Annotated in this window: 20 protein-coding genes and 1 other RNA gene; 7 read left to right on the forward strand and 14 right to left on the reverse strand. The window is 44.1% G+C overall.

Translation table 11 applies throughout. The features are described from left to right. Window positions 1-183 precede the first annotated feature (183 nt). Window positions 184-554, reverse strand: an RNA gene (rnpB, locus tag CEX98_RS16685) — RNase P RNA component class A. Window positions 555-608: 54 nt separating this feature from the next. After that, window positions 609-1,469, reverse strand: a complete 861-nt coding sequence (gene rsmI / locus CEX98_RS16690; RefSeq protein ID WP_099643158.1) for a 16S rRNA (cytidine(1402)-2'-O)-methyltransferase — start codon at window positions 1,467-1,469, stop codon at window positions 609-611. A 60-nt stretch (window positions 1,470-1,529) separates the two neighbouring features. Here rsmI and CEX98_RS16695 point away from each other — a divergent pair, with 60 nt between their 5' ends. Genes CEX98_RS16695 through dolP form a run of 4 tightly spaced genes read left to right on the forward strand, consistent with a single transcriptional unit; the run spans window position 1,530 to window position 4,944 of the window. Next, on the forward strand, window positions 1,530-3,416 hold the full coding sequence (locus CEX98_RS16695; protein WP_099643159.1) for a penicillin-binding protein activator: 1,887 nt from the start codon (window positions 1,530-1,532) through the stop codon (window positions 3,414-3,416). A 10-nt stretch (window positions 3,417-3,426) separates the two neighbouring features. Continuing rightward, window positions 3,427-3,792, forward strand: a complete 366-nt coding sequence (locus CEX98_RS16700; protein WP_099643160.1) for a YraN family protein — start codon at window positions 3,427-3,429, stop codon at window positions 3,790-3,792. A 1-nt stretch (window position 3,793) separates the two neighbouring features. Further along, window positions 3,794-4,381 (forward strand): SIS domain-containing protein, encoded by a 588-nt coding sequence (locus CEX98_RS16705; protein WP_010376705.1) that lies wholly within the window; start codon window positions 3,794-3,796, stop codon window positions 4,379-4,381. Continuing rightward, on the forward strand, window positions 4,378-4,944 hold the full coding sequence (dolP, locus tag CEX98_RS16710; protein WP_099643161.1) for a division/outer membrane stress-associated lipid-binding lipoprotein: 567 nt from the start codon (window positions 4,378-4,380) through the stop codon (window positions 4,942-4,944). Before CEX98_RS16705 ends, dolP begins: the two co-directional genes overlap by 4 nt. A 93-nt stretch (window positions 4,945-5,037) precedes the next feature. On the opposite strand, the gene CEX98_RS16715 is transcribed toward dolP, so the two are convergent. The 8 genes from CEX98_RS16715 to zapE all read right to left on the reverse strand — a co-directional run bounded on the left by CEX98_RS16715 (window position 5,038) and on the right by zapE (window position 11,609). Continuing rightward, on the reverse strand, window positions 5,038-5,463 hold the full coding sequence (locus CEX98_RS16715; RefSeq protein ID WP_099643162.1) for a ClpXP protease specificity-enhancing factor: 426 nt from the start codon (window positions 5,461-5,463) through the stop codon (window positions 5,038-5,040). Further along, window positions 5,463-6,089, reverse strand: a complete 627-nt coding sequence (sspA, locus tag CEX98_RS16720) for a stringent starvation protein SspA (protein ID WP_017219052.1) — start codon at window positions 6,087-6,089, stop codon at window positions 5,463-5,465. The genes CEX98_RS16715 and sspA overlap by 1 nt, the downstream gene beginning before the upstream one ends. Window positions 6,090-6,185: 96 nt before the next feature. After that, window positions 6,186-6,947: a cytochrome c1 gene (locus CEX98_RS16725; protein ID WP_099643163.1), complete on the reverse strand. Its 762-nt coding sequence runs from the start codon at window positions 6,945-6,947 to the stop codon at window positions 6,186-6,188. Continuing rightward, a complete protein-coding gene (locus CEX98_RS16730) occupies window positions 6,944-8,245 on the reverse strand; it encodes a cytochrome b (RefSeq protein ID WP_099643164.1) in 1,302 nt (433 codons plus the stop codon). The genes CEX98_RS16725 and CEX98_RS16730 overlap by 4 nt, the downstream gene beginning before the upstream one ends. After that, window positions 8,245-8,832 (reverse strand): ubiquinol-cytochrome c reductase iron-sulfur subunit, encoded by a 588-nt coding sequence (gene petA / locus CEX98_RS16735; RefSeq protein ID WP_099643165.1) that lies wholly within the window; start codon window positions 8,830-8,832, stop codon window positions 8,245-8,247. Before petA ends, CEX98_RS16730 begins: the two co-directional genes overlap by 1 nt. Before the next feature lie 507 nt (window positions 8,833-9,339). Then, on the reverse strand, window positions 9,340-9,732 hold the full coding sequence (gene rpsI / locus CEX98_RS16740; RefSeq protein ID WP_161796706.1) for a 30S ribosomal protein S9: 393 nt from the start codon (window positions 9,730-9,732) through the stop codon (window positions 9,340-9,342). 8 nt (window positions 9,733-9,740) lie between these two features. Further along, window positions 9,741-10,169 (reverse strand): 50S ribosomal protein L13, encoded by a 429-nt coding sequence (gene rplM, locus CEX98_RS16745; RefSeq protein ID WP_010376694.1) that lies wholly within the window; start codon window positions 10,167-10,169, stop codon window positions 9,741-9,743. A gap of 351 nt (window positions 10,170-10,520) precedes the next feature. After that, on the reverse strand, window positions 10,521-11,609 hold the full coding sequence (gene zapE / locus CEX98_RS16750; RefSeq protein ID WP_099643166.1) for a cell division protein ZapE: 1,089 nt from the start codon (window positions 11,607-11,609) through the stop codon (window positions 10,521-10,523). A gap of 123 nt (window positions 11,610-11,732) precedes the next feature. Here zapE and CEX98_RS16755 point away from each other — a divergent pair, with 123 nt between their 5' ends. The 3 genes from CEX98_RS16755 to CEX98_RS16765 all read left to right on the forward strand — a co-directional run bounded on the left by CEX98_RS16755 (window position 11,733) and on the right by CEX98_RS16765 (window position 14,837). Next, window positions 11,733-12,188 (forward strand): YhcB family protein, encoded by a 456-nt coding sequence (locus tag CEX98_RS16755; RefSeq protein ID WP_099643167.1) that lies wholly within the window; start codon window positions 11,733-11,735, stop codon window positions 12,186-12,188. 115 nt (window positions 12,189-12,303) lie between these two features. Further along, window positions 12,304-13,656 (forward strand): DegQ family serine endoprotease, encoded by a 1,353-nt coding sequence (locus CEX98_RS16760; RefSeq protein WP_099643168.1) that lies wholly within the window; start codon window positions 12,304-12,306, stop codon window positions 13,654-13,656. A gap of 101 nt (window positions 13,657-13,757) precedes the next feature. Beyond that, complete coding sequence (locus CEX98_RS16765) at window positions 13,758-14,837, forward strand: trypsin-like peptidase domain-containing protein (protein ID WP_099643169.1); 1,080 nt, start codon at window positions 13,758-13,760, stop codon at window positions 14,835-14,837. Between the two features lie 87 nt (window positions 14,838-14,924). On the opposite strand, the gene murA is transcribed toward CEX98_RS16765, so the two are convergent. Genes murA through CEX98_RS16785 form a run of 4 tightly spaced genes read right to left on the reverse strand, consistent with a single transcriptional unit; the run spans window position 14,925 to window position 17,438 of the window. Continuing rightward, entirely contained in the window at window positions 14,925-16,184 is a 1,260-nt protein-coding gene (murA, locus tag CEX98_RS16770; protein ID WP_099643170.1) for a UDP-N-acetylglucosamine 1-carboxyvinyltransferase, read from the reverse strand. A gap of 12 nt (window positions 16,185-16,196) precedes the next feature. Further along, complete coding sequence (locus CEX98_RS16775) at window positions 16,197-16,454, reverse strand: BolA family protein (RefSeq protein ID WP_099643171.1); 258 nt, start codon at window positions 16,452-16,454, stop codon at window positions 16,197-16,199. A gap of 5 nt (window positions 16,455-16,459) precedes the next feature. Then, window positions 16,460-16,765 (reverse strand): STAS domain-containing protein, encoded by a 306-nt coding sequence (locus CEX98_RS16780; protein ID WP_099643172.1) that lies wholly within the window; start codon window positions 16,763-16,765, stop codon window positions 16,460-16,462. Beyond that, window positions 16,752-17,438 carry an MlaC/ttg2D family ABC transporter substrate-binding protein gene (locus tag CEX98_RS16785; RefSeq protein ID WP_099643173.1) on the reverse strand — a complete coding sequence of 229 codons (687 nt, stop codon included), beginning with the start codon at window positions 17,436-17,438 and terminating at the stop codon, window positions 16,752-16,754. The genes CEX98_RS16780 and CEX98_RS16785 overlap by 14 nt, the downstream gene beginning before the upstream one ends. Between the last annotated feature and the right edge of the window lie 2 nt (window positions 17,439-17,440).

A 17,440-nucleotide genomic window follows, 5' to 3' on the forward strand; every position in this document is an offset into this window, starting at 1 on the left:
ATCAGGCGAAAAGAAGCTCCTAAATCAATACCTTAGGAATTTATAGCGAGTTGAATTTTGTTTTGTGAATTGAGTTTTAAAGCTGCGAGCCGTGTACCAAGCGGTACATGGAAATGTGATTTGAGGGTGGATAACTTTAGTGTACCGCTTGATCTACATAAGCAAATCAAGCGGTTACTAAAGCTTCTGAGACAGCCTATAAGCCGGGTTCTGTTCACTCCCGAAGGAGATCGATAATCATTCGTCTAGGCCTAGGATCGCTCCTAGGCTCGAGCAACCTACCCGGTTCCGATGCGGGCCACACCATAAGGAACCCTATTTGGTCTTGCTCCGGGTGGAGTTTACCTTGCAACCAACTGTTACCAGTGGCCCGGTGCGCTCTTACCGCACCCTTTCACCCTTACCGGTCCCGAAGGACTTAGGCGGTCTTCTCTCTGCTGCACTTGTCGTAGGCTTGCGCCCCCCAGCCGTTAGCTGGCACCCTGCCCATTGGAGCCCGGACTTTCCTCCCCCTGATCATTTTCGTCACAGGCAGCGATTATCCGGCTGACTCAGGCGGGCGATTATACGCACTTTACAACCAGAACGCACGCGATAAATTGCGTGTATTATGCTTCTCTCTCCGCAATAATAGCTTTGTACAAGGCATTTTTTTTCAGCCCTAGATATTCAGCTGCAACACCGCAGGCTTTCTTTAACGGCATTTCAGGCTCGAGTAAGGTGATGAGTGTTTTTGCTTCCGGTGTTAACGCTTGCTCATCCCGCTCTTCAGCAGGCAGCATCAATACCAGCTCTCCCTTTTGCTTTTCGGGTGCTGCAGTTAGGAATTCGATTAACTCAGTCACCGTGCCACTGAAAAACGTTTCGTAGGTTTTCGTTAGCTCTTTGGCAAATACCACTTTTTGTGCTTCACCTAATGCTGTTTTCATATCTTCAAGACTTGCCATAATACGGTGTGTGCTTTCATACATGATGCTGGTAATGCCAGAGGCAACCGCATCTTTAAAAAACTGCTGGCGTGCTTGGCTTTTCGCGGGTGAAAAGCCCACAAACTGAAACTTATCAGTAGGTAAACCAGAGCAACTTACCGCTGCAATCGCAGCACAAGCACCAGGTACAGGAGTAACGGTTGCGCCCGCCTCACGACATAGGTTAACCACAGCATAGCCGGGGTCGCTGATAAGTGGCGTGCCAGCATCAGATACCAAGGCAATGTCTTTACCTTCATTTAGCCAATCTAGGATTTGTTGTGCTTTTTGCTTTTCGTTGTGATCATGCAGTGCAAAAGTTTTTGCTTTAATGCTAAAGTGGCTCAATAATTTACCAGTGTGGCGCGTATCTTCAGCAGCGATTAAATCGACCTGACTTAACACTTTCAGTGCACGTTCACTGATGTCATCTAAATTACCTATTGGTGTCGCTACAATATGTAGGGTGCCAATTTTGTTTTCGTTGTGAAGATTAGCCATTGAGCTCTCCAATATCAGTCAGTAAGATATCCACTCAGTCGTGAAAAAGAAGGTTTGCCTGTGCAGTTTAAAAAGATAGCGCTTTTAGTTGCCATATTGTCGGGGTTATCCGCTTGTAGTACAAGCACAAATGTCACCAAATTACCTCAAGAAAACAAAACAACTAAAACCGTTAGCCAATCGGATGAGAGTGCCGCTGCGCTGTTTACAAAAGCGCAGAGTAAAGAAGGCATTGCCAAAATCCAGTTGCTATATGCGGCTAGAGACGCTGCTATCTCAGAAAAAAACTGGCAGCTACTCGAGCAGATCGGGCTGGCGATGGAAGCCAAGGCCAGTGTTGATCACATTCAAAATAAACTGTACGTCGCCTTTGCTCGAAAGGAACTGGCGCAGTACGAAAGTGCACTAACACTATTAAAGACACTAGCAGAACGACTAAATACCCCCGAGCACCAAGCATGGTATGAATATTTGCTTGGTAGCATTTACTCATCGCAGCAGTTACCCAAAAAGGCCCTCGTTGCGTTTTTCAAAGCCGCAGACATCGCAAACCAACATAACCTAGAAGTGGCAGGGCTTAATAATGAAATCTGGTTGGCTTTACAGGAGCTATCTAGTTATGCGCTAGAACGCTTTGATACGGGAACTGTGTTGCAACGGGGATGGGTGACTTTAGCAAAGTATCAACAGATTTATCTGGGCTCAAGCGTCCAACTCGATCAAGCAATGAACAATTGGCGCCGCCGCTTTAGCAACCACCCAGCGACTGCCCTCTTGCCAAAAGACCTGCAAGGTGCAGTAGCGTTAGAGCCATATCAAGTGAAGAAATTGGCGGTATTGCTGCCGCAATCTGGTCAAAGTGAGCGCTTGGGTACAGCACTTAAAAATGGCTTTTTAGCCGCCACAGATAACAATTCGGTTGAAGAAGTATTCTTTATCGACGAGATGGCTACAGAGCAAGAGATCTTAGCGCAGCTTGCTCAAGCAAATGTAGACTTCGTCATTGGCCCACTTCTCAAATCCAATGTCGAAAAACTAGTAAACAGTAGCGGTTTTGCAGCTTACCCAACCTTATTTCTCAATGCTCGAGAAGACATTACTCCAAGCGCCAGTGAACAATACTTTTTTGCGCTGAATCCAGAACATGAAGTTGAACAGGCGATGAAGCACTTCTTGGCAAAAGGTTACAAGAAACCAATGCTGCTTGCACCGGCAAGTGCGTCGGGTAAGCGCCTGATCGAGCATTTCAGTCAAGGTTGGCAACGCTATAGCGAGACAGAGCCTGAGGTTGGTTACTATACCAACAGCAAAAACATGGCGGATGTGATCACAGAGCTCCTAGAAGTAGATGCCTCAAAAGACCGCACTAAGGTAATAAAAAGCCTCTTTAGACAAGAAATTAAAAGTGAAACTCGCTCACGTCGCGACATTGATGCCATCTATATTTTGGGCGATGCCATGGAAACCCGTTTGCTTAAGCCCTACTTAGATGTCAATGTCAGTACCTTTGCAGACAGAATCCCGCTCTATGCCAGCTCTCGCAGTTACAGCAAACAGATTGATGTTACCGATAAAGGCGACTTAGAAGGGCTTTATTTTACCGAGCAACCTTGGATGTTGCCTGGCGCAGTCAATAAAGCATCTGTGCGAGAGACCTATCAAACACTATGGCCTGAACAGGCCGACTTAGAGCAACGCTTATTTGCTATGGCATACGATGCCGTTAACTTAGTACCAGAGTTACGTCAACTAGCGTGGCTATCTGGAAAAAGCTTTGACGGACTGACGGGCCAGCTTAGTATTCGAGGTGGCAGCGATATTGTTCGTAAACTAAGCTGGGCACAGTATCATAATAAACAAATTCGCTTGGTAAGCTTGGACGAACAGCCACCATTACCGTTATTTATGCAACAAGAGCAACCTGAGGGAGCCTCTTTGCTCAGATAGGACATCTGAAATGTTTAAAGGATTATTTAATAATACACGGAGCAAAGGTGAACATTATGAGGTACTTGCAGAGCAGTTTTTGGTAAAACAAGGACTCTCGCCGATCACCCGAAACTATCTTTGTAAATATGGCGAGATAGACCTTATTATGCAAGACTCACACACTTTAGTGTTCATTGAAGTAAAATATCGTGACAGTAAGCATTTTGGCGGTGCCATTAATGCGCTATCTAAAACTAAGCTTCAAAGATTAAAGCGTAGTATTTATAATTATTTGGCACAGCAAAATTTGCATAACACGCAACTTAGAGTCGACTTTGTTGCCATCCAAGGGGGAGACCCCCCTGACATAAACTGGATTAGAAATATTTTTTAGCATGCAAGAATCTATAAAATCTATATTTACAGAGTCAATTCAAGCCCAAATCGCTGCGGGTGAAGTGTTGCCAAAAGCCTTAGAGACTGCAGCCATGACCATGGCTCAAAGCTTGATTAATGGCAATAAAATTATCTGCTGTGGTGCGCCCAGTAACCATATGCTTGCGCACCATTTCGCCACGATTTTAAGTAACTTTTACGAGACCGAACGACCTTGTCTGCCAGCAATTGCTTTAACAAACGAGCAGTACAACCTCGCTTCCCCTGAAAATGGCAAAGCAAGGGAGCGTTTCGCGAAACAAATTCGCGCTTTCGCTCAGCAAGGTGATTTATTGGTGGCTTATGCCATTAATGGGCAAGAAAAAGCAGTGATCGGGGCGGTTGAAGCAGCACTAACCAGAGATATGAAAGTCATCGCACTTGTTGGTGATGATGGTGGCGAAATCACTGGCTTATTGGGCCCACAAGATGTTGAGATCCGGATCCCAAGCAAACGCCCAAGCAGGATCATTGAATCACAACTCTTCAACACTCACTGCCTAAGTGAGTTAATCGACGCAATTTTATTCCCTCAGGACGAAGTATAATGATGAGAATAGCCTCTTTACTTGCAGCCATCTTGTTACTACAAGGCTGTGCTGCTGCGGTGGTAGCAGGCACTGCTGGTGCGGTATCGGCCGCAAATGATAGACGTACTATCGGTGCGCAAATAGATGACAATAACATAGAAATTAAAGGTACATTGGCGATTAAAGGTATCAAACGTCTTGCCGATCATGCCAATATCACCCTCGTTAGCGTTAATGGTGTCGTATTAATGATTGGCCAGGTTGCCAATCAAGAAATGAAAACTGAAGCCGAGCGTGCACTACAGAACGTCGCAGGCATCAAACAAGTACACAACCAGCTAAGAATCAGCACGAATATCGGCATTACTACACAAACTCACGACACTTGGTTGACCTCTAAGGTCAAAACCAAATTGTTAGCAGCGGAAGAAGTAAACGGTGCCAATATAAAAGTCGTTACCGAAAACGCTGAAGTATTTTTAATGGGGCTGGTATCTAAAGACGAAGCTAACTCAGCGGTAGAAATTGTGAGAAATATCAATGGCGTTAAACGCGTGATCAAGGCCTTTGAATACATATAATACCAATTGAATTCATTCCCCAATCAATTGGAAGGGTGAAATAGCTCATTTGTTTTGTATACGACAATAAAAAACCTGCATTCGCAGGTTTTTTTATTTTATCACTCTAAGATGTGACCCTTTTTTCTTTTCGGGCTCAGACTTAGTCTCGGGCTCTTGTGAGACATCTGTCTCTTCCACCAAGTCTAACTCTTCATCTTCAAAGACTTCTTCTTCAGGTGTGAATACCGTACCTTCACCGTTCTCTCTTGCATAGATAGCCAACACAGCACCATTAGGTACATATACCTGCATAGGCTGCCCACCAAAACGTGCATTAAAGCTTAACGCGTGGTTATCCATAGAGAAATTAGTCACTGCCGATGGACTCACATTCAACACAATTTGCCCTTCCTGTACAAATTGTGTTGGAACCTGCACCGAGGGATAGTCAGCGTTTACCACTAAATGTGGCGTACACTCATTATCGACAATCCACTCGAAAAATGCGCGTAGTAAGTAAGGACGATTAGACGTCATTACGATCTGATCTCGCGCTCTGCATCCGTTAGAGATGCTTGGAATGAATCACGCTCAAATAAACGTAACATATATTCTTTCAGCTCTTTGCTACCTGCACCGTTCAACTCAATACCAAGTTGCGGTAAACGCCAAAGTAGAGGTGCTAAATAACAATCAACTAAGCTGAACTCTTCACTCATGAAATAAGGTGCTTCATTGAAGATAGGGGCTACAGCTAGTAGAGCTTCTGTTAACTCTTTACGAGCTTGCGCTGCTTCATCACCGCCTGCGGTGATCTTCTCAGCCAATGAATACCAGTCAGTTTCAATGCGGTGCATCATCAAACGGCTGCGACCACGCATTACTGGATATACTGGCATCAGAGGAGGATGCGGGAAGCGCTCATCTAGATATTCCATAATGATATTCGCTTGGTATAAGCCAAGCTCACGATCGATTAGTGTAGGCACAGTGCCATACGGGTTAATCTCGTGCAGAGCTTCTGGTAAGTTGTCCTTTTCAGCCTGGTGAATATCAACACTTACACCTTTCTCAGCAAGTACGATACGCACTTGGTGACTGTACATACAGTTTGACCCAGAAAAAAGTGTCATTACAGGGCGCTTATTGGCAGCAACGGCCATGCCTACCTCCATTAAAAAACTAAAAGTAATTAAATCACTTTAAACAGCAAAAGGGGCGAACGCCCCTATTGCATAAATTACCTTTGAACATTCAAATTAATGAACATCTCTCCAGTATTCTTTCTTCAAGAAGAATGCCAGGATGAAGAAGATAACTAAGAAACCAATAACCTTAATACCTAATGCTTCTGACTCTAGGCGAGAAGGCTCACCAACATAAGCTAAGAAGTTTGTAAGGTCACGTGCTGCTTGGTCATATTCATCAACACTCATCTCACCTGTACCATCTGTTTCAGTACCGACTACTTTAGTCACGGTTTTCATGACTTTTTCGCCATTTTCAACCACTTCAACTTCATGATCTTCAGTAATTGGTGTTGGCAAGCCTTGCAACTCTTGTAGTACGTGAGGCATACCCACTAATGGGAAAACAATGTTGTTTACACCAAATGGGCGAGACTCATCTTTATAAAACGACTTCAAGTAAGTATAGATGTAGTCCGGAGACTTAACACGTGCGATAAGTGTTAAGTCTGGTGGAGCCGCACCAAACCATTTTGCTGCGTCATCTTTTGCCATAGAGTTTTTAATATGGCTACCCACTTTAGAACCGTCGAAAATAAGCGTTTCTTGACCAATCTCAGTTGGAATACCGATATCACGGAAGGTACGCTCATAACGCTGATATTGCATCTGGTGACAGCCAAGGCAGTAGTTCATAAATAACTTAGCGCCACGCTGTAAAGATGCTTTATCAGTTAGGTCATTATTTGCTTCCATCAGGGGTACTGATGGGCCAGCTGCCATCGATAATGTTGGCAACAATGCGAATAAACCGATTACTAGCTTTTTCATCATTTCGTCAACCTCGTTGGTAGTGGCTTAGTCTTCTCGTTTTTACTGTAGAAGAATAGCAATACGAAGAACATAAAGTATGTCACTGTAGTGATTTGTGACAACAGCGTTTTAAAGTCAGTTTGTGGAGTTGCACCAATCCAACCAAGGATAACGAAAGTGACAACAAACTGAGCAATGTTCAACTTGTGTAAACCACAACGGTAGCGAATTGAACGAACAGAACCACGGTCAATCCAAGGCAATAGCGCCAATGCTACGATTGATGCACCCATCGCAAGTACACCGATTAGCTTATCAGGGATTGCGCGAAGGATCGCATAGAACGGTGTGAAGTACCATACTGGGAAAATATGCTCTGGTGTTTTAAGCGGGTTTGCTGCTTCAAAGTTTGGCGCTTCTAAGAAGAAACCATTCATCTCTGGTGCAAAGAAAACGATAGCACAGAAGAAAATTAAGAAACCAGCAACACCTAAGACATCTTTTACTGTGTAGTAAGGGTGGAATGGAATCGCATCCACAATGTCTTTTTTGTTTGTATAGTACTCATGGAATTTAAATTTAGGCTTATCTTCTTCAGCCACAGACCCTTTTTTACGTTTGATTTCAACGCCGTCAGGGTTGTTAGAACCCACTTCGTGCAATGCAACGATGTGTAGGAACACTAAGATAACCAGAACTAATGGTAATGCAATTACGTGTAGTGCGAAGAAGCGGTTAAGCGTTGCACCTGAAATTACATAGTCACCACGGATCCACAGTGTTAGGTCATCACCAATAACAGGGATAGCACCGAACAGAGAGATGATTACCTGAGCACCCCAGAATGACATTTGACCCCATGGTAATAAGTACCCCATGAAAGCTTCAGCCATTAGCGCTAGGAAGATAAACATACCGAACAACCACAGTAACTCACGTGGTTTTTGGTAAGAACCGTAAATCATACCGCGGAACATATGTAAGTAGACCACGATAAAGAATGCCGAAGCACCGGTTGAATGCAGGTATCGCAGAAGCCAGCCGTATTCCACATCACGCATGATGTATTCTACAGAAGCAAATGCACCTTCCGCTGAAGGAACAAAGTTCATGGTTAGCCAGATACCAGTTACGATCTGGTTAACCAGTACTAAGATGGCTAATGAACCAAATAAGTACCAGAAGTTAAAGTTCTTTGGCGCTGGGTATTGTGCAATATGCATATTCCAGACGCGAGTCATTGGAATACGAGCATCAATCCAATCAACAACTTTACCCACTACGCCCGTATTTGCTGCTTTATCTACTTGTTCAGACATTATGCAACCCCTTCTTCACCTACCAAGATGGTAGTTTCGTCAATAAAGGTATACGGAGGGATTTCTAAGTTTAGAGGTGCAGGTACGTTTTGGAATACGCGTCCCGCCATATCAAACTTCGAACCGTGACAAGGACAGAAGAAACCACTTTCAGTGCCTTCTACTTTTTCACCGAAGCTTCCATTTAGGAAAGACGGTGAACATCCCAAGTGAGTACAAATCCCAACCGCTACGAAGATTTCAGGTCGTTGAGAACGGTAATCGTTCTGGGCCGACGCCAACTGCTGTGGCTCTTCTGAGTTAGGATCACGAAGTTTGTCTTCGTGTTGCTTCATTTGTTCTAGCATTTTTGGTGTACGATTAACAATCCAAACTGGTTTGCCTCGCCACTCAACACGAATAAGTTGTCCAGACTCAAGCTTGCTGATATCTACTTCTACAGGCGCACCTGCAGATTTAGCTCGCTCACTTGGATTCCAGGACGCAATAAAAGGAACAGCAGCTCCAACCGCACCAACGCCACCTACAACAGAGGTAGCGATAGTTAAAAAGCGACGTCGGCTGTTGTCTACAGGCGCATTGCTCATCCACTTATCTCCACTTGATTCCCAACACTTGCTATATTGAGAACATCAGTTACAGCAGGTTAATTTAAGAAATTACAAAATAGACGCGATCATAAATAAATCCCTTGATTAAAACAAGGTTATTCCAGATCCATGCCCGAATAAACCGGCAGAAAATAATCTATGATTACTTCGAGCATGAAACCGAGCATTTATGATATCGCATCTGACACAACAATATACTGACTAAGATCAACCCCCGACTAAGGATACGCACCAAATCGCGTGACTGGATCTCAGGTCTTTCTACTTGCTCCGCCAATTGTAGCAAAAAAAACCGCCAAGTTACCGTTCGATTTGCACTAATTATTATATTTATTGAACTTTTTTAATGCGACGGGAGGTTTTTGAGCGAAATGAAGGGGAAATCTTATCAAAGGTAGTGGCTACATGATTTAAAACGCCTCTAACACAGAAAACAAAAAACCCAGCATAAGCTGGGTTTTTGAATTCTTGAAACGTAATAAATTAACGCTTAGAGAACTGTGTCTTCTTACGTGCTTTCTTAAGACCCACTTTCTTACGCTCAACTTTACGAGCATCGCGAGTAACAAAGCCAGCTTTACGTAGAGCTGGACGTAGAGACTCGTCAAACTCCATAAGTGCACGAGTGATACCGTGACGGATAGCACCAGCTTGACCAGTAGTACCACCACCTGCAACAGTGATGTATAAGTCAAACTTTTCTGTCATTTCAACTAGCTCTAGTGGCTGACGAACAACCATGCGAGAAGTTTCACGACCGAAGAACTCTTCTAAAGAGCGCTTATTGATTACGATGTTGCCAGTGCCTGGGCGTAGGAATACGCGAGCACTTGAACTTTTACGACGACCTGTACCGTAGTATTGATTTGCCATGATAGTGCTCCTTAAATGTCTAGAACCTGAGGCTGCTGTGCAGCGTGGTTGTGCTCGTTACCAGCGTAAACTTTAAGTTTACGGAACATTTCACGACCTAGAGGACCGCGAGGTAACATGCCTTTAACCGCTTTCTCGATGATCATTTCAGGCTTTTTAGCTTGAAGTTTCTCAAAGTTGATAGACTTAAGGCCACCTGGGTAACCAGAGTGAGCATAGTACATTTTGTCCTGAGTTTTGTTACCAGTTACAGTAACTTTCTCAGCGTTGATTACGATGATGTAGTCACCAGTGTCAACGTGTGGAGTGTACTCAGCTTTATGCTTACCGCGAAGGCGACGAGCGATTTCAGTAGCGATGCGACCTAAAGTTTTACCTTCAGCGTCAACTACGTACCAGTCACGTTTTACAGTTTCTGGTTTAGCAACAAACGTTTTCATTATAAAAATCCAAAGTTTTCAATTTTAAAACCACAGGCAGTCCTTGGACTACCGCTCTACTTGTATTTGCTTTAACCCCTTCGAGTTGAAGACTTTTATGCCGCTCAAGTCAGTGGCTAAGCCGACGAGGGCAATAGAACGCAACGTGGCAGGCCGCGGATTATAGCAAGCCTTCTGGGCGAAAACCAGCGCTTGGTGCTTTTTTCTACAAGAAAATCTCAAGAATTTTGAAAAAAACCAAAAAGACCAAAAATCCGGCGGGGCGACATAGCGAAGGTGTTGAAAAGCTGCATTGTCAGTACCTTTCAACCAGTACCCAACACAGCCCTACAGCACAATACAGTGCAAACGCTAAGCTAAATGCTCTCTTGCAAGGTATTCATGCGACTGCATCTCTTGTAATCGACTAACACAACGTTTGAACTCAAAAGTTAATGTTCCTTCCGTGTACAACTCTGTGATCGGTGCTGCGGCAGAGATGATCAACGTCACATTACGTTCATAAAACTCATCGACTAATGCAATAAAACGCCTAGCGGCATCATCATTCTGCTGCCCCATTTGCTTCACATTAGACAAGATCACGGTGTTATATAAACGACTGATCTCCATGTAGTCTATTTGTGAGCGCGCCGTTTCACATAAAGCTGGGAAGTCAAACATCACGATACAATCAGAGACCATTCGGGTTGCGATCATCCGCCCCTCAATCTCTATGGTTTGCCCCGCCTTGCCCGGCTCTGGGGAAAGTTTATTGAAGTAATCAAATAGATTTTCATCCGCTTGCTTATCCAAGGGACTATGAAAGATTTCTGCTTGCTCTAAGGTACGCAAGCGATAATCAATACCAGAGTCAACATTGACGACTTCTGTGTTTGCTTTTACCAACTCAATTGCCGGCAAGAATCGCGCGCGCTGCAGGCCATTTTTATATAAGTCGTCAGGAATAATATTCGATGTTGCGACCAGTACAATGCCACGCTCAAATAGCGCCTGCATTAAGCCGCCAAGCAACATGGCATCTGTAATGTCTTGAACGAAAAACTCATCAAAACAAATAATGTCGGTTTCTGACTTAAAAATATCAGCGATGTGCTCCAGAGGGTTTTTCACTTCGTTAAGCTTTTTTAGCTCTGCGTGAACACGGTGCATAAAACGGTGAAAGTGCACTCGCATCTTACGCTCTGTTGGTAAAGCATCGTAAAAAGTATCAACAAGATAAGTTTTACCACGCCCTACACCACCCCAAAAGTACAAACCTTTTACTTTTGGCTGCTCAACTTTACCAAATAGACGTGAAAAGAACCCCTGCTTAGCAACAGGCTGATTGGTGAGATTATCATATAGTCGCTGTAAATGCTTTACCGCATTTTCTTGTGCGCTGTCATACTGAAAATCATCACGTTGTAGATCTTGCTGATATTTTTCCCAAGGCGTCATCGACTTAAATATTTTTTTACGATTTGTTTGTGGGTTATATTAACACGACTGTATTCACAGCGTATATTTAACTCTATCAGAGTTTTTATTTTATTTGCCTTTGAGGCACACAGGGAGAAACCTATGACTACCGTTACTTGGCTTGGATTATTGATCGTTGTTGCCATTGCCGCATTCTTTTTAGGTGGCTTTGTAACGAAGAAGCAGTTCAAACACGACGAACTGGAAGTTCAAGCACAACAGGCTAAACACGACCTTGAGCAATACCGTCAAGACGTATCAGATCATCTTGCAAGCACTAAAAAGCTGGTGAATAAAATGCAGGATAACTACCAACAACTGCTTACCCATGTTGAAGAAACCAACCAATTACTCACGCAGGAGCGCCCTTCTCACCCATCGGATCCTTTCTTCTCAAAAGAAACCACAGAGCAGTTACAAGCATCTCTTCAAGCACGTCCAGAGAGAAGACGTAAGCAAGATCCTAGTTTTGAAACGCCTCCAAGCGACTATGCTGAGGGTGAAACTGGGTTATTTTCTGGTCAAAAAAAAGAAAGTGAACAAATTAAAGCCTCTTGATGAAACTTTTTGTTGACCCCATAGTCAGTAAAAGAAGTTATTAATTACTAATAAGAGGCTAGTTATCAGCCTCTTATGACCTATATTAACGCTAATAGCGGAGTACTTCACGACTATGAAATTTAAACTATCTTTGTTATCGGCCGCTTTACTTTCTTCTAGCTTATTGTTGTTCCCACAACAGAGCATGGCCAAACTTCCTGTTGCCGTAGATGGTCAACAGCTACCAACTTTAGCGCCAATGCTGGAAAAAGTAGCACCCGGTGTTGTTAGTATTCAAGTAAAAGGGGCCAAAGAGGTGCGCCGCCGCGTCGACCCGTTCGACTTTTTCTTCGGCCAACCACAACCGCGTAGCCAAAAGCGTCCTTTTAGCGGGTTAGGTTCTGGTGTCATTATTGATGCAAACAAAGGCTATGTTGTCACCAACAACCATGTGATTGACGACGCAGACGAAATGTTAGTGACCTTGAAAGATGGCCGAGAGTTTGAAGCTAAACTGATCGGAAGTGATGCTGAATCGGATATTGCCTTGTTACAAATTGACGGTGAAGACCTGACCGAAGTCAAACTAGCAAACTCAGATAAACTAAGAGTGGGCGATTTTTCTGTTGCAATTGGTAATCCATTTGGCCTTAGTCACACAGTGACCTCGGGCATTATTAGTGCACTCGGCCGTAGTGGATTAAATATCGAGGGCTATGAAGACTTCATTCAAACTGATGCGGCAATCAACCAAGGTAACTCTGGGGGCGCTTTGGTAAACCTAAATGGCGAGTTAATCGGTATTAATACAGCGATCCTTGGCGCGTCAGGTGGTAATGTCGGGATCGGTTTTGCCATTCCATCCAATATGATGAAAAGCCTTGTCGACCAAATCATTGAATATGGTGAAGTACGCCGTGGCTCGTTAGGTATTCACGGTCGTACACTCGATGCCGGCCTTGCCAAAGCACAAGGGTTTGATGTTAAACGCGGCGCGTATGTGATGCGTGTTGTAGAAGACTCAGCGGCTGACAGAGCGGGGCTTAAAGCGAACGATGTTATTGTGAGCTTAAACGGTGATGAAGTTGAAAGCATGGCTGAGCTTGCAAGCAAGGTAGCCACTTTAGGTGAAGGTCGCGAAGTAAGACTTGGCGTCTATCGAGATGGCAGAACCAAGTTTATTGACGTTGAGCTCGGTGGTAAACAAGAAGAGCAAGCAAATGCCGAAGATGTGCACCCTAACCTACGAGGTGCGGTACTTGAAAGTGGCGAACGTAATGGTAATGAAGGCGTGGTGATCACATCTGTAGAACCGCGCTCTCCGGCAGCACGTGTAGGTCTTGAAGAAGGCGACGTGATCATGCAAGTAAACCGCCAACGAGTTACTTCTGTAAAAGACATGTCTAAGCTGATTGACAATATTAAAGGCAACATTGTGTTGGGTATAAAACGCGGCCGTGAAACTGTGTTTTATCTCATTCAGTAACAATTCCAATAAATATTGAAATGAAACACAGCGAAACTTGTCGCTGTGTTTTTTTTTGTGTCATTATTAGCAGTATTAAACAACGATAAATATAAGCTCTTGTGTTCAAATTAATTAAATTTATTTTTCCACCACTGCTTGCAGGGTTAGGGATCGCGTTTATTATCATCTGGTTCAATCCGGAGCTAAGGGCGAACTTACCAAAGCTGGAAGCGCCTAACATCCAGTCCCAACATATGAGCTTTGCAAAAGCCGTTGAAAAAACGGCGCCTGCTGTGGTGACTATTTTTTCTGAGGGCTTTAGTAGCCAACCGAGATACCAGCGCCAAAATACGGTACGAGAGCTTGGCTCTGGCGTTATTATGAGTCGTGACGGTTATATATTAACCAACTATCATGTGGTCAATAATGCCGATCAAATTATCGTCTTACTTCCCGATGGGCGCCAGTACAGCGATACGCAATTAATAGGCTTTGATACCATTACCGATTTGGCGCTATTAAAGATCCCTGCAGAAAACCTCCCCGTTATTCCGATTGATAACGACTATCAACCACGCGTAGGAGATGTGGTGCTAGCTATAGGTAACCCTTTGAATATTGGGCAAACAATTACCCAAGGCATTATCAGTGCTACCGGTAAACAAACACTCACTGAGAGCCAATTCAACAACTTACTACAAATGGATGCCGCGATTAATGTTGGGAATTCGGGTGGTGCGGTTGTCAATTCTAATGGCGCACTTGTCGGGATCACCTCTGCACAATTTAGAACCCGTTTAAATATTGATATTCAAGGAATTTCTTTTGCAATCCCCTATGATCTTGCGATGGATGTGATGCATAAGCTGATCATGGATGGCAGAGTCATCCGAGGATATCTTGGTTTTAGAGGAACGCCAGTCGACAACACCGGTAAAAGTGTTACTGATCTATACACCCCGATTGTTGGCCTTGCGGTTAGTGAGTTAGACCCTTTAGGTCCCGCATGGCAGGCAGGAATGAAGGAAAATGATATAGTCGTTAAAGTTGGCGGGGAGCCCGTTACAAACCCACAGAGAACGCTTAAAAAGATAGGTAATACTACACCGGGAACTGAACTTGAGTTTGAAGTACTCAGAGGTGGGCAACGCCTGACTATTACAGTCGCTGTAGCTGAACTTGAAACTGGCCTGTATTAACGACTTGGCATAAAAAAACGTCCTAGGGACGTTTTTTTATGCTTGTTCAACTTATACCAAATGTATTAAGTAAATGAGCTATTGGTATTACGTTTTACGACGTTTTATATTGGCACCCAGACGGCTCAATTTATCTTCTATCTTCTGATACCCTCTATCAACGTGATAGATGCGGTCAACAATTGTCTCGCCTGAAGCAACGATGCCCGTCAAAATCAGGCTCGCTGACGCACGTAGATCCGTCGCCATTACCTGAGCACCAGATAGAGAGTCGGTTTCACCACAAATTGCTGTGTTACCTTCTAAGCGGATGTTAGCCCCCATTCGCTGCAATTCAGGAACGTGCATAAAGCGGTTTTCAAAAATAGTTTCTGTGATTGTGGCACTTCCCTCAGCAACTACATTCAATGCCGTAAACTGAGCTTGCATATCCGTTGGAAAACCTGGGTGTGGCATGGTTTTGATATTCACGGCTTTTAAAGCGCGCTGGCGCATATCAACATAGATGCTGTCTTCGTTAACTTCCACAATAGCATTGGCAGCCCTGAGCTTCTCAAGTACAGGTTCAAGGCTATGGTAGTCTGTGTTTTTACATAGCACCTCACCTTTAGCCATGGCAGCTGCCACTAAAAAAGTACCGGTTTCAATACGATCTGGTAGGATTTTATGTTCACACCCTGATAGGCGTTCTACACCCTCGACTTCAATTCGGCTTGAGCCTGCGCCAGAGATTTTGGCCCCCATTGCCACCAAGCACTCCGCCAAATTGATGATTTCAGGTTCTCTTGCGGCATTTTCTAACACCGTTTTGCCATCCGCCAACGCCGCAGCCATTAACAGATTTTCAGTTGCGCCAACACTAACCGTTTCCATAAAGATCTCAGCGCCACGTAAACGACCTTCAGTCGTTGCATGGATGTAACCATTTTCAACCTTGATGCTAGCGCCCATCTTTTCAAGGCCTGAAATATGGAGATCTACCGGACGCGCGCCGATGGCACAGCCCCCAGGCAAAGAAACCTGTGCATTACCAAATCTTGCCACTAGAGGCCCTAATGCTAGTACCGAAGCACGCATTTGCTTTACCAGCTCATAAGGAGCCACCACGCTATTCACTGTGGCACCATCGATTTCTAGGATGTCACCATCCCACTCAACCTGGGCCCCCAGCGTCTTTAATAATGCTTCTGTTGTGCCGATATCACGTAGGTGAGGAACATTAGAAAATCGGCTTTTCCCCTCGCCTAACAGCGCAGCGAATAGGATGGGAAGGGCTGCATTTTTCGCCCCAGAAATAGTGACTTCACCGGCTAAAGTGGTGCCACCTTGGATAACAAACTGATCCATTGCGGCACTCCGTTATTGTGGAAGGATAAATTTGCGCTCTTTTTGCCATTCATCAGGCGTGAAAGCACGGATACTCACGGCATGAATAGTGCCATCTTTAATAGTATCCATTAGTGGGCCATAGATCAGCTGTTCTCTTTTTAGCCTTCTTAATCCGTCAAAACACGTTCCAACAGCAATGACTTCGTAGTGACTACCGTTTGCTTTCACAATAATTTCGTCAAGCGATAGTGCATCTTTCAATAAAGTTTCGACTTGATTTGTTTCCATTAGACTCACTCAAATAGGGTTGTCACCTGACCCAACTCCATTAAATTTTGTAGTTGTTCAGGTGTGTTTTTCAGCTCGAGACGAATGTCGCGCTGTTTTAATTGACCTAAAGAGTGAATTAACCAAGCTAAGCCCGCGGTGTCAACCCTTGAGACCTCAGAAAGGTCAAAATAGACGGTTGATTGTGCATTTTTCAGCAATTGAACGATAGCCGACTGTTTCAGTGCGCTTGGTAAACTCGCTCTTGTTAGTTCACCAGTTAACACGATTTCACCTTTACTTTCGGTGAATGAAATTTTAGGCGTCACCATCGTCCCCTCTAAATTGCACTGGTAGCTGGCTCTTTTTATCCAGCAATTGGATCACATGCTCAATACCTTGCTGACGCAAAATACCGTGTAATTCACTTTGCTTTGCATCTAACAAACTGATCCCCTCAGCCATCATATCAAAAGCACGCCAATCACCGTCTTGACCGCGCCTGACTTTAAAGTCAATTTTGATATCAGGCTTACCAGGTTCCACAATTTTGCTCTTAACAACAACGACCGCCTCATTCTCAAATGGACGGTGCTCACCAAACTCTACTTCCTGATCATTATATTGGGTAAACACACCAGCATAAGTCGCTACAAGGTAGTTTTTAAAGACCTCGATAAATTCACGAATATGCTTTACTGCTGCGGCCTTTTCTTCTTTATTGGTAATATTGCGGACCTTTTGAATATAGGACCCCAGTACACGATAAGCCGCATATTTGTAATCGATATAAGGCAAAAGCTCTTCTTCCACGATAACGCGTAAGTGTTCTTTGTCCTGCTCAATAATGCTCTGATCTTTCGTAACACGCTGGAAAGTTTGTGCCGCGACTTGCTCAACCATTTTGTAAGGATTGCTTGAATCCACTTCTTTTGCTTGTACTGATACTGCTGCCATCAAGGCCATCAGCAAAGTTAGACATTTGGCATAGACGTTCTTTAACATTT

This window comes from Pseudoalteromonas piscicida (genome assembly GCF_002744175.1).
GTDB lineage: Bacteria > Pseudomonadota > Gammaproteobacteria > Enterobacterales > Alteromonadaceae > Pseudoalteromonas > Pseudoalteromonas piscicida_B.

Coding starts and splice junctions, on each gene's coding strand:
- CEX98_RS16775 (WP_099643171.1), bottom strand. CDS start 16,454: ATGGAAACAAATCAAGTCGAAACTTTATTGAAAGATGCACTATCGCTT.
- CEX98_RS16705 (WP_010376705.1), top strand. CDS start 3,794: ATGCAAGAATCTATAAAATCTATATTTACAGAGTCAATTCAAGCCCAA.
- CEX98_RS16700 (WP_099643160.1), top strand. CDS start 3,427: ATGTTTAAAGGATTATTTAATAATACACGGAGCAAAGGTGAACATTAT.
- petA (WP_099643165.1), bottom strand. CDS start 8,832: ATGAGCAATGCGCCTGTAGACAACAGCCGACGTCGCTTTTTAACTATC.
- rplM (WP_010376694.1), bottom strand. CDS start 10,169: ATGAAAACGTTTGTTGCTAAACCAGAAACTGTAAAACGTGACTGGTAC.
- CEX98_RS16780 (WP_099643172.1), bottom strand. CDS start 16,765: ATGGTGACGCCTAAAATTTCATTCACCGAAAGTAAAGGTGAAATCGTG.
- zapE (WP_099643166.1), bottom strand. CDS start 11,609: ATGACGCCTTGGGAAAAATATCAGCAAGATCTACAACGTGATGATTTT.
- CEX98_RS16785 (WP_099643173.1), bottom strand. CDS start 17,438: ATGTTAAAGAACGTCTATGCCAAATGTCTAACTTTGCTGATGGCCTTG.
- murA (WP_099643170.1), bottom strand. CDS start 16,184: ATGGATCAGTTTGTTATCCAAGGTGGCACCACTTTAGCCGGTGAAGTC.
- rsmI (WP_099643158.1), bottom strand. CDS start 1,469: ATGGCTAATCTTCACAACGAAAACAAAATTGGCACCCTACATATTGTA.
- CEX98_RS16725 (WP_099643163.1), bottom strand. CDS start 6,947: ATGATGAAAAAGCTAGTAATCGGTTTATTCGCATTGTTGCCAACATTA.
- CEX98_RS16755 (WP_099643167.1), top strand. CDS start 11,733: ATGACTACCGTTACTTGGCTTGGATTATTGATCGTTGTTGCCATTGCC.
- CEX98_RS16760 (WP_099643168.1), top strand. CDS start 12,304: ATGAAATTTAAACTATCTTTGTTATCGGCCGCTTTACTTTCTTCTAGC.
- sspA (WP_017219052.1), bottom strand. CDS start 6,089: ATGGCCGTTGCTGCCAATAAGCGCCCTGTAATGACACTTTTTTCTGGG.
- CEX98_RS16730 (WP_099643164.1), bottom strand. CDS start 8,245: ATGTCTGAACAAGTAGATAAAGCAGCAAATACGGGCGTAGTGGGTAAA.
- CEX98_RS16715 (WP_099643162.1), bottom strand. CDS start 5,463: ATGACGTCTAATCGTCCTTACTTACTACGCGCATTTTTCGAGTGGATT.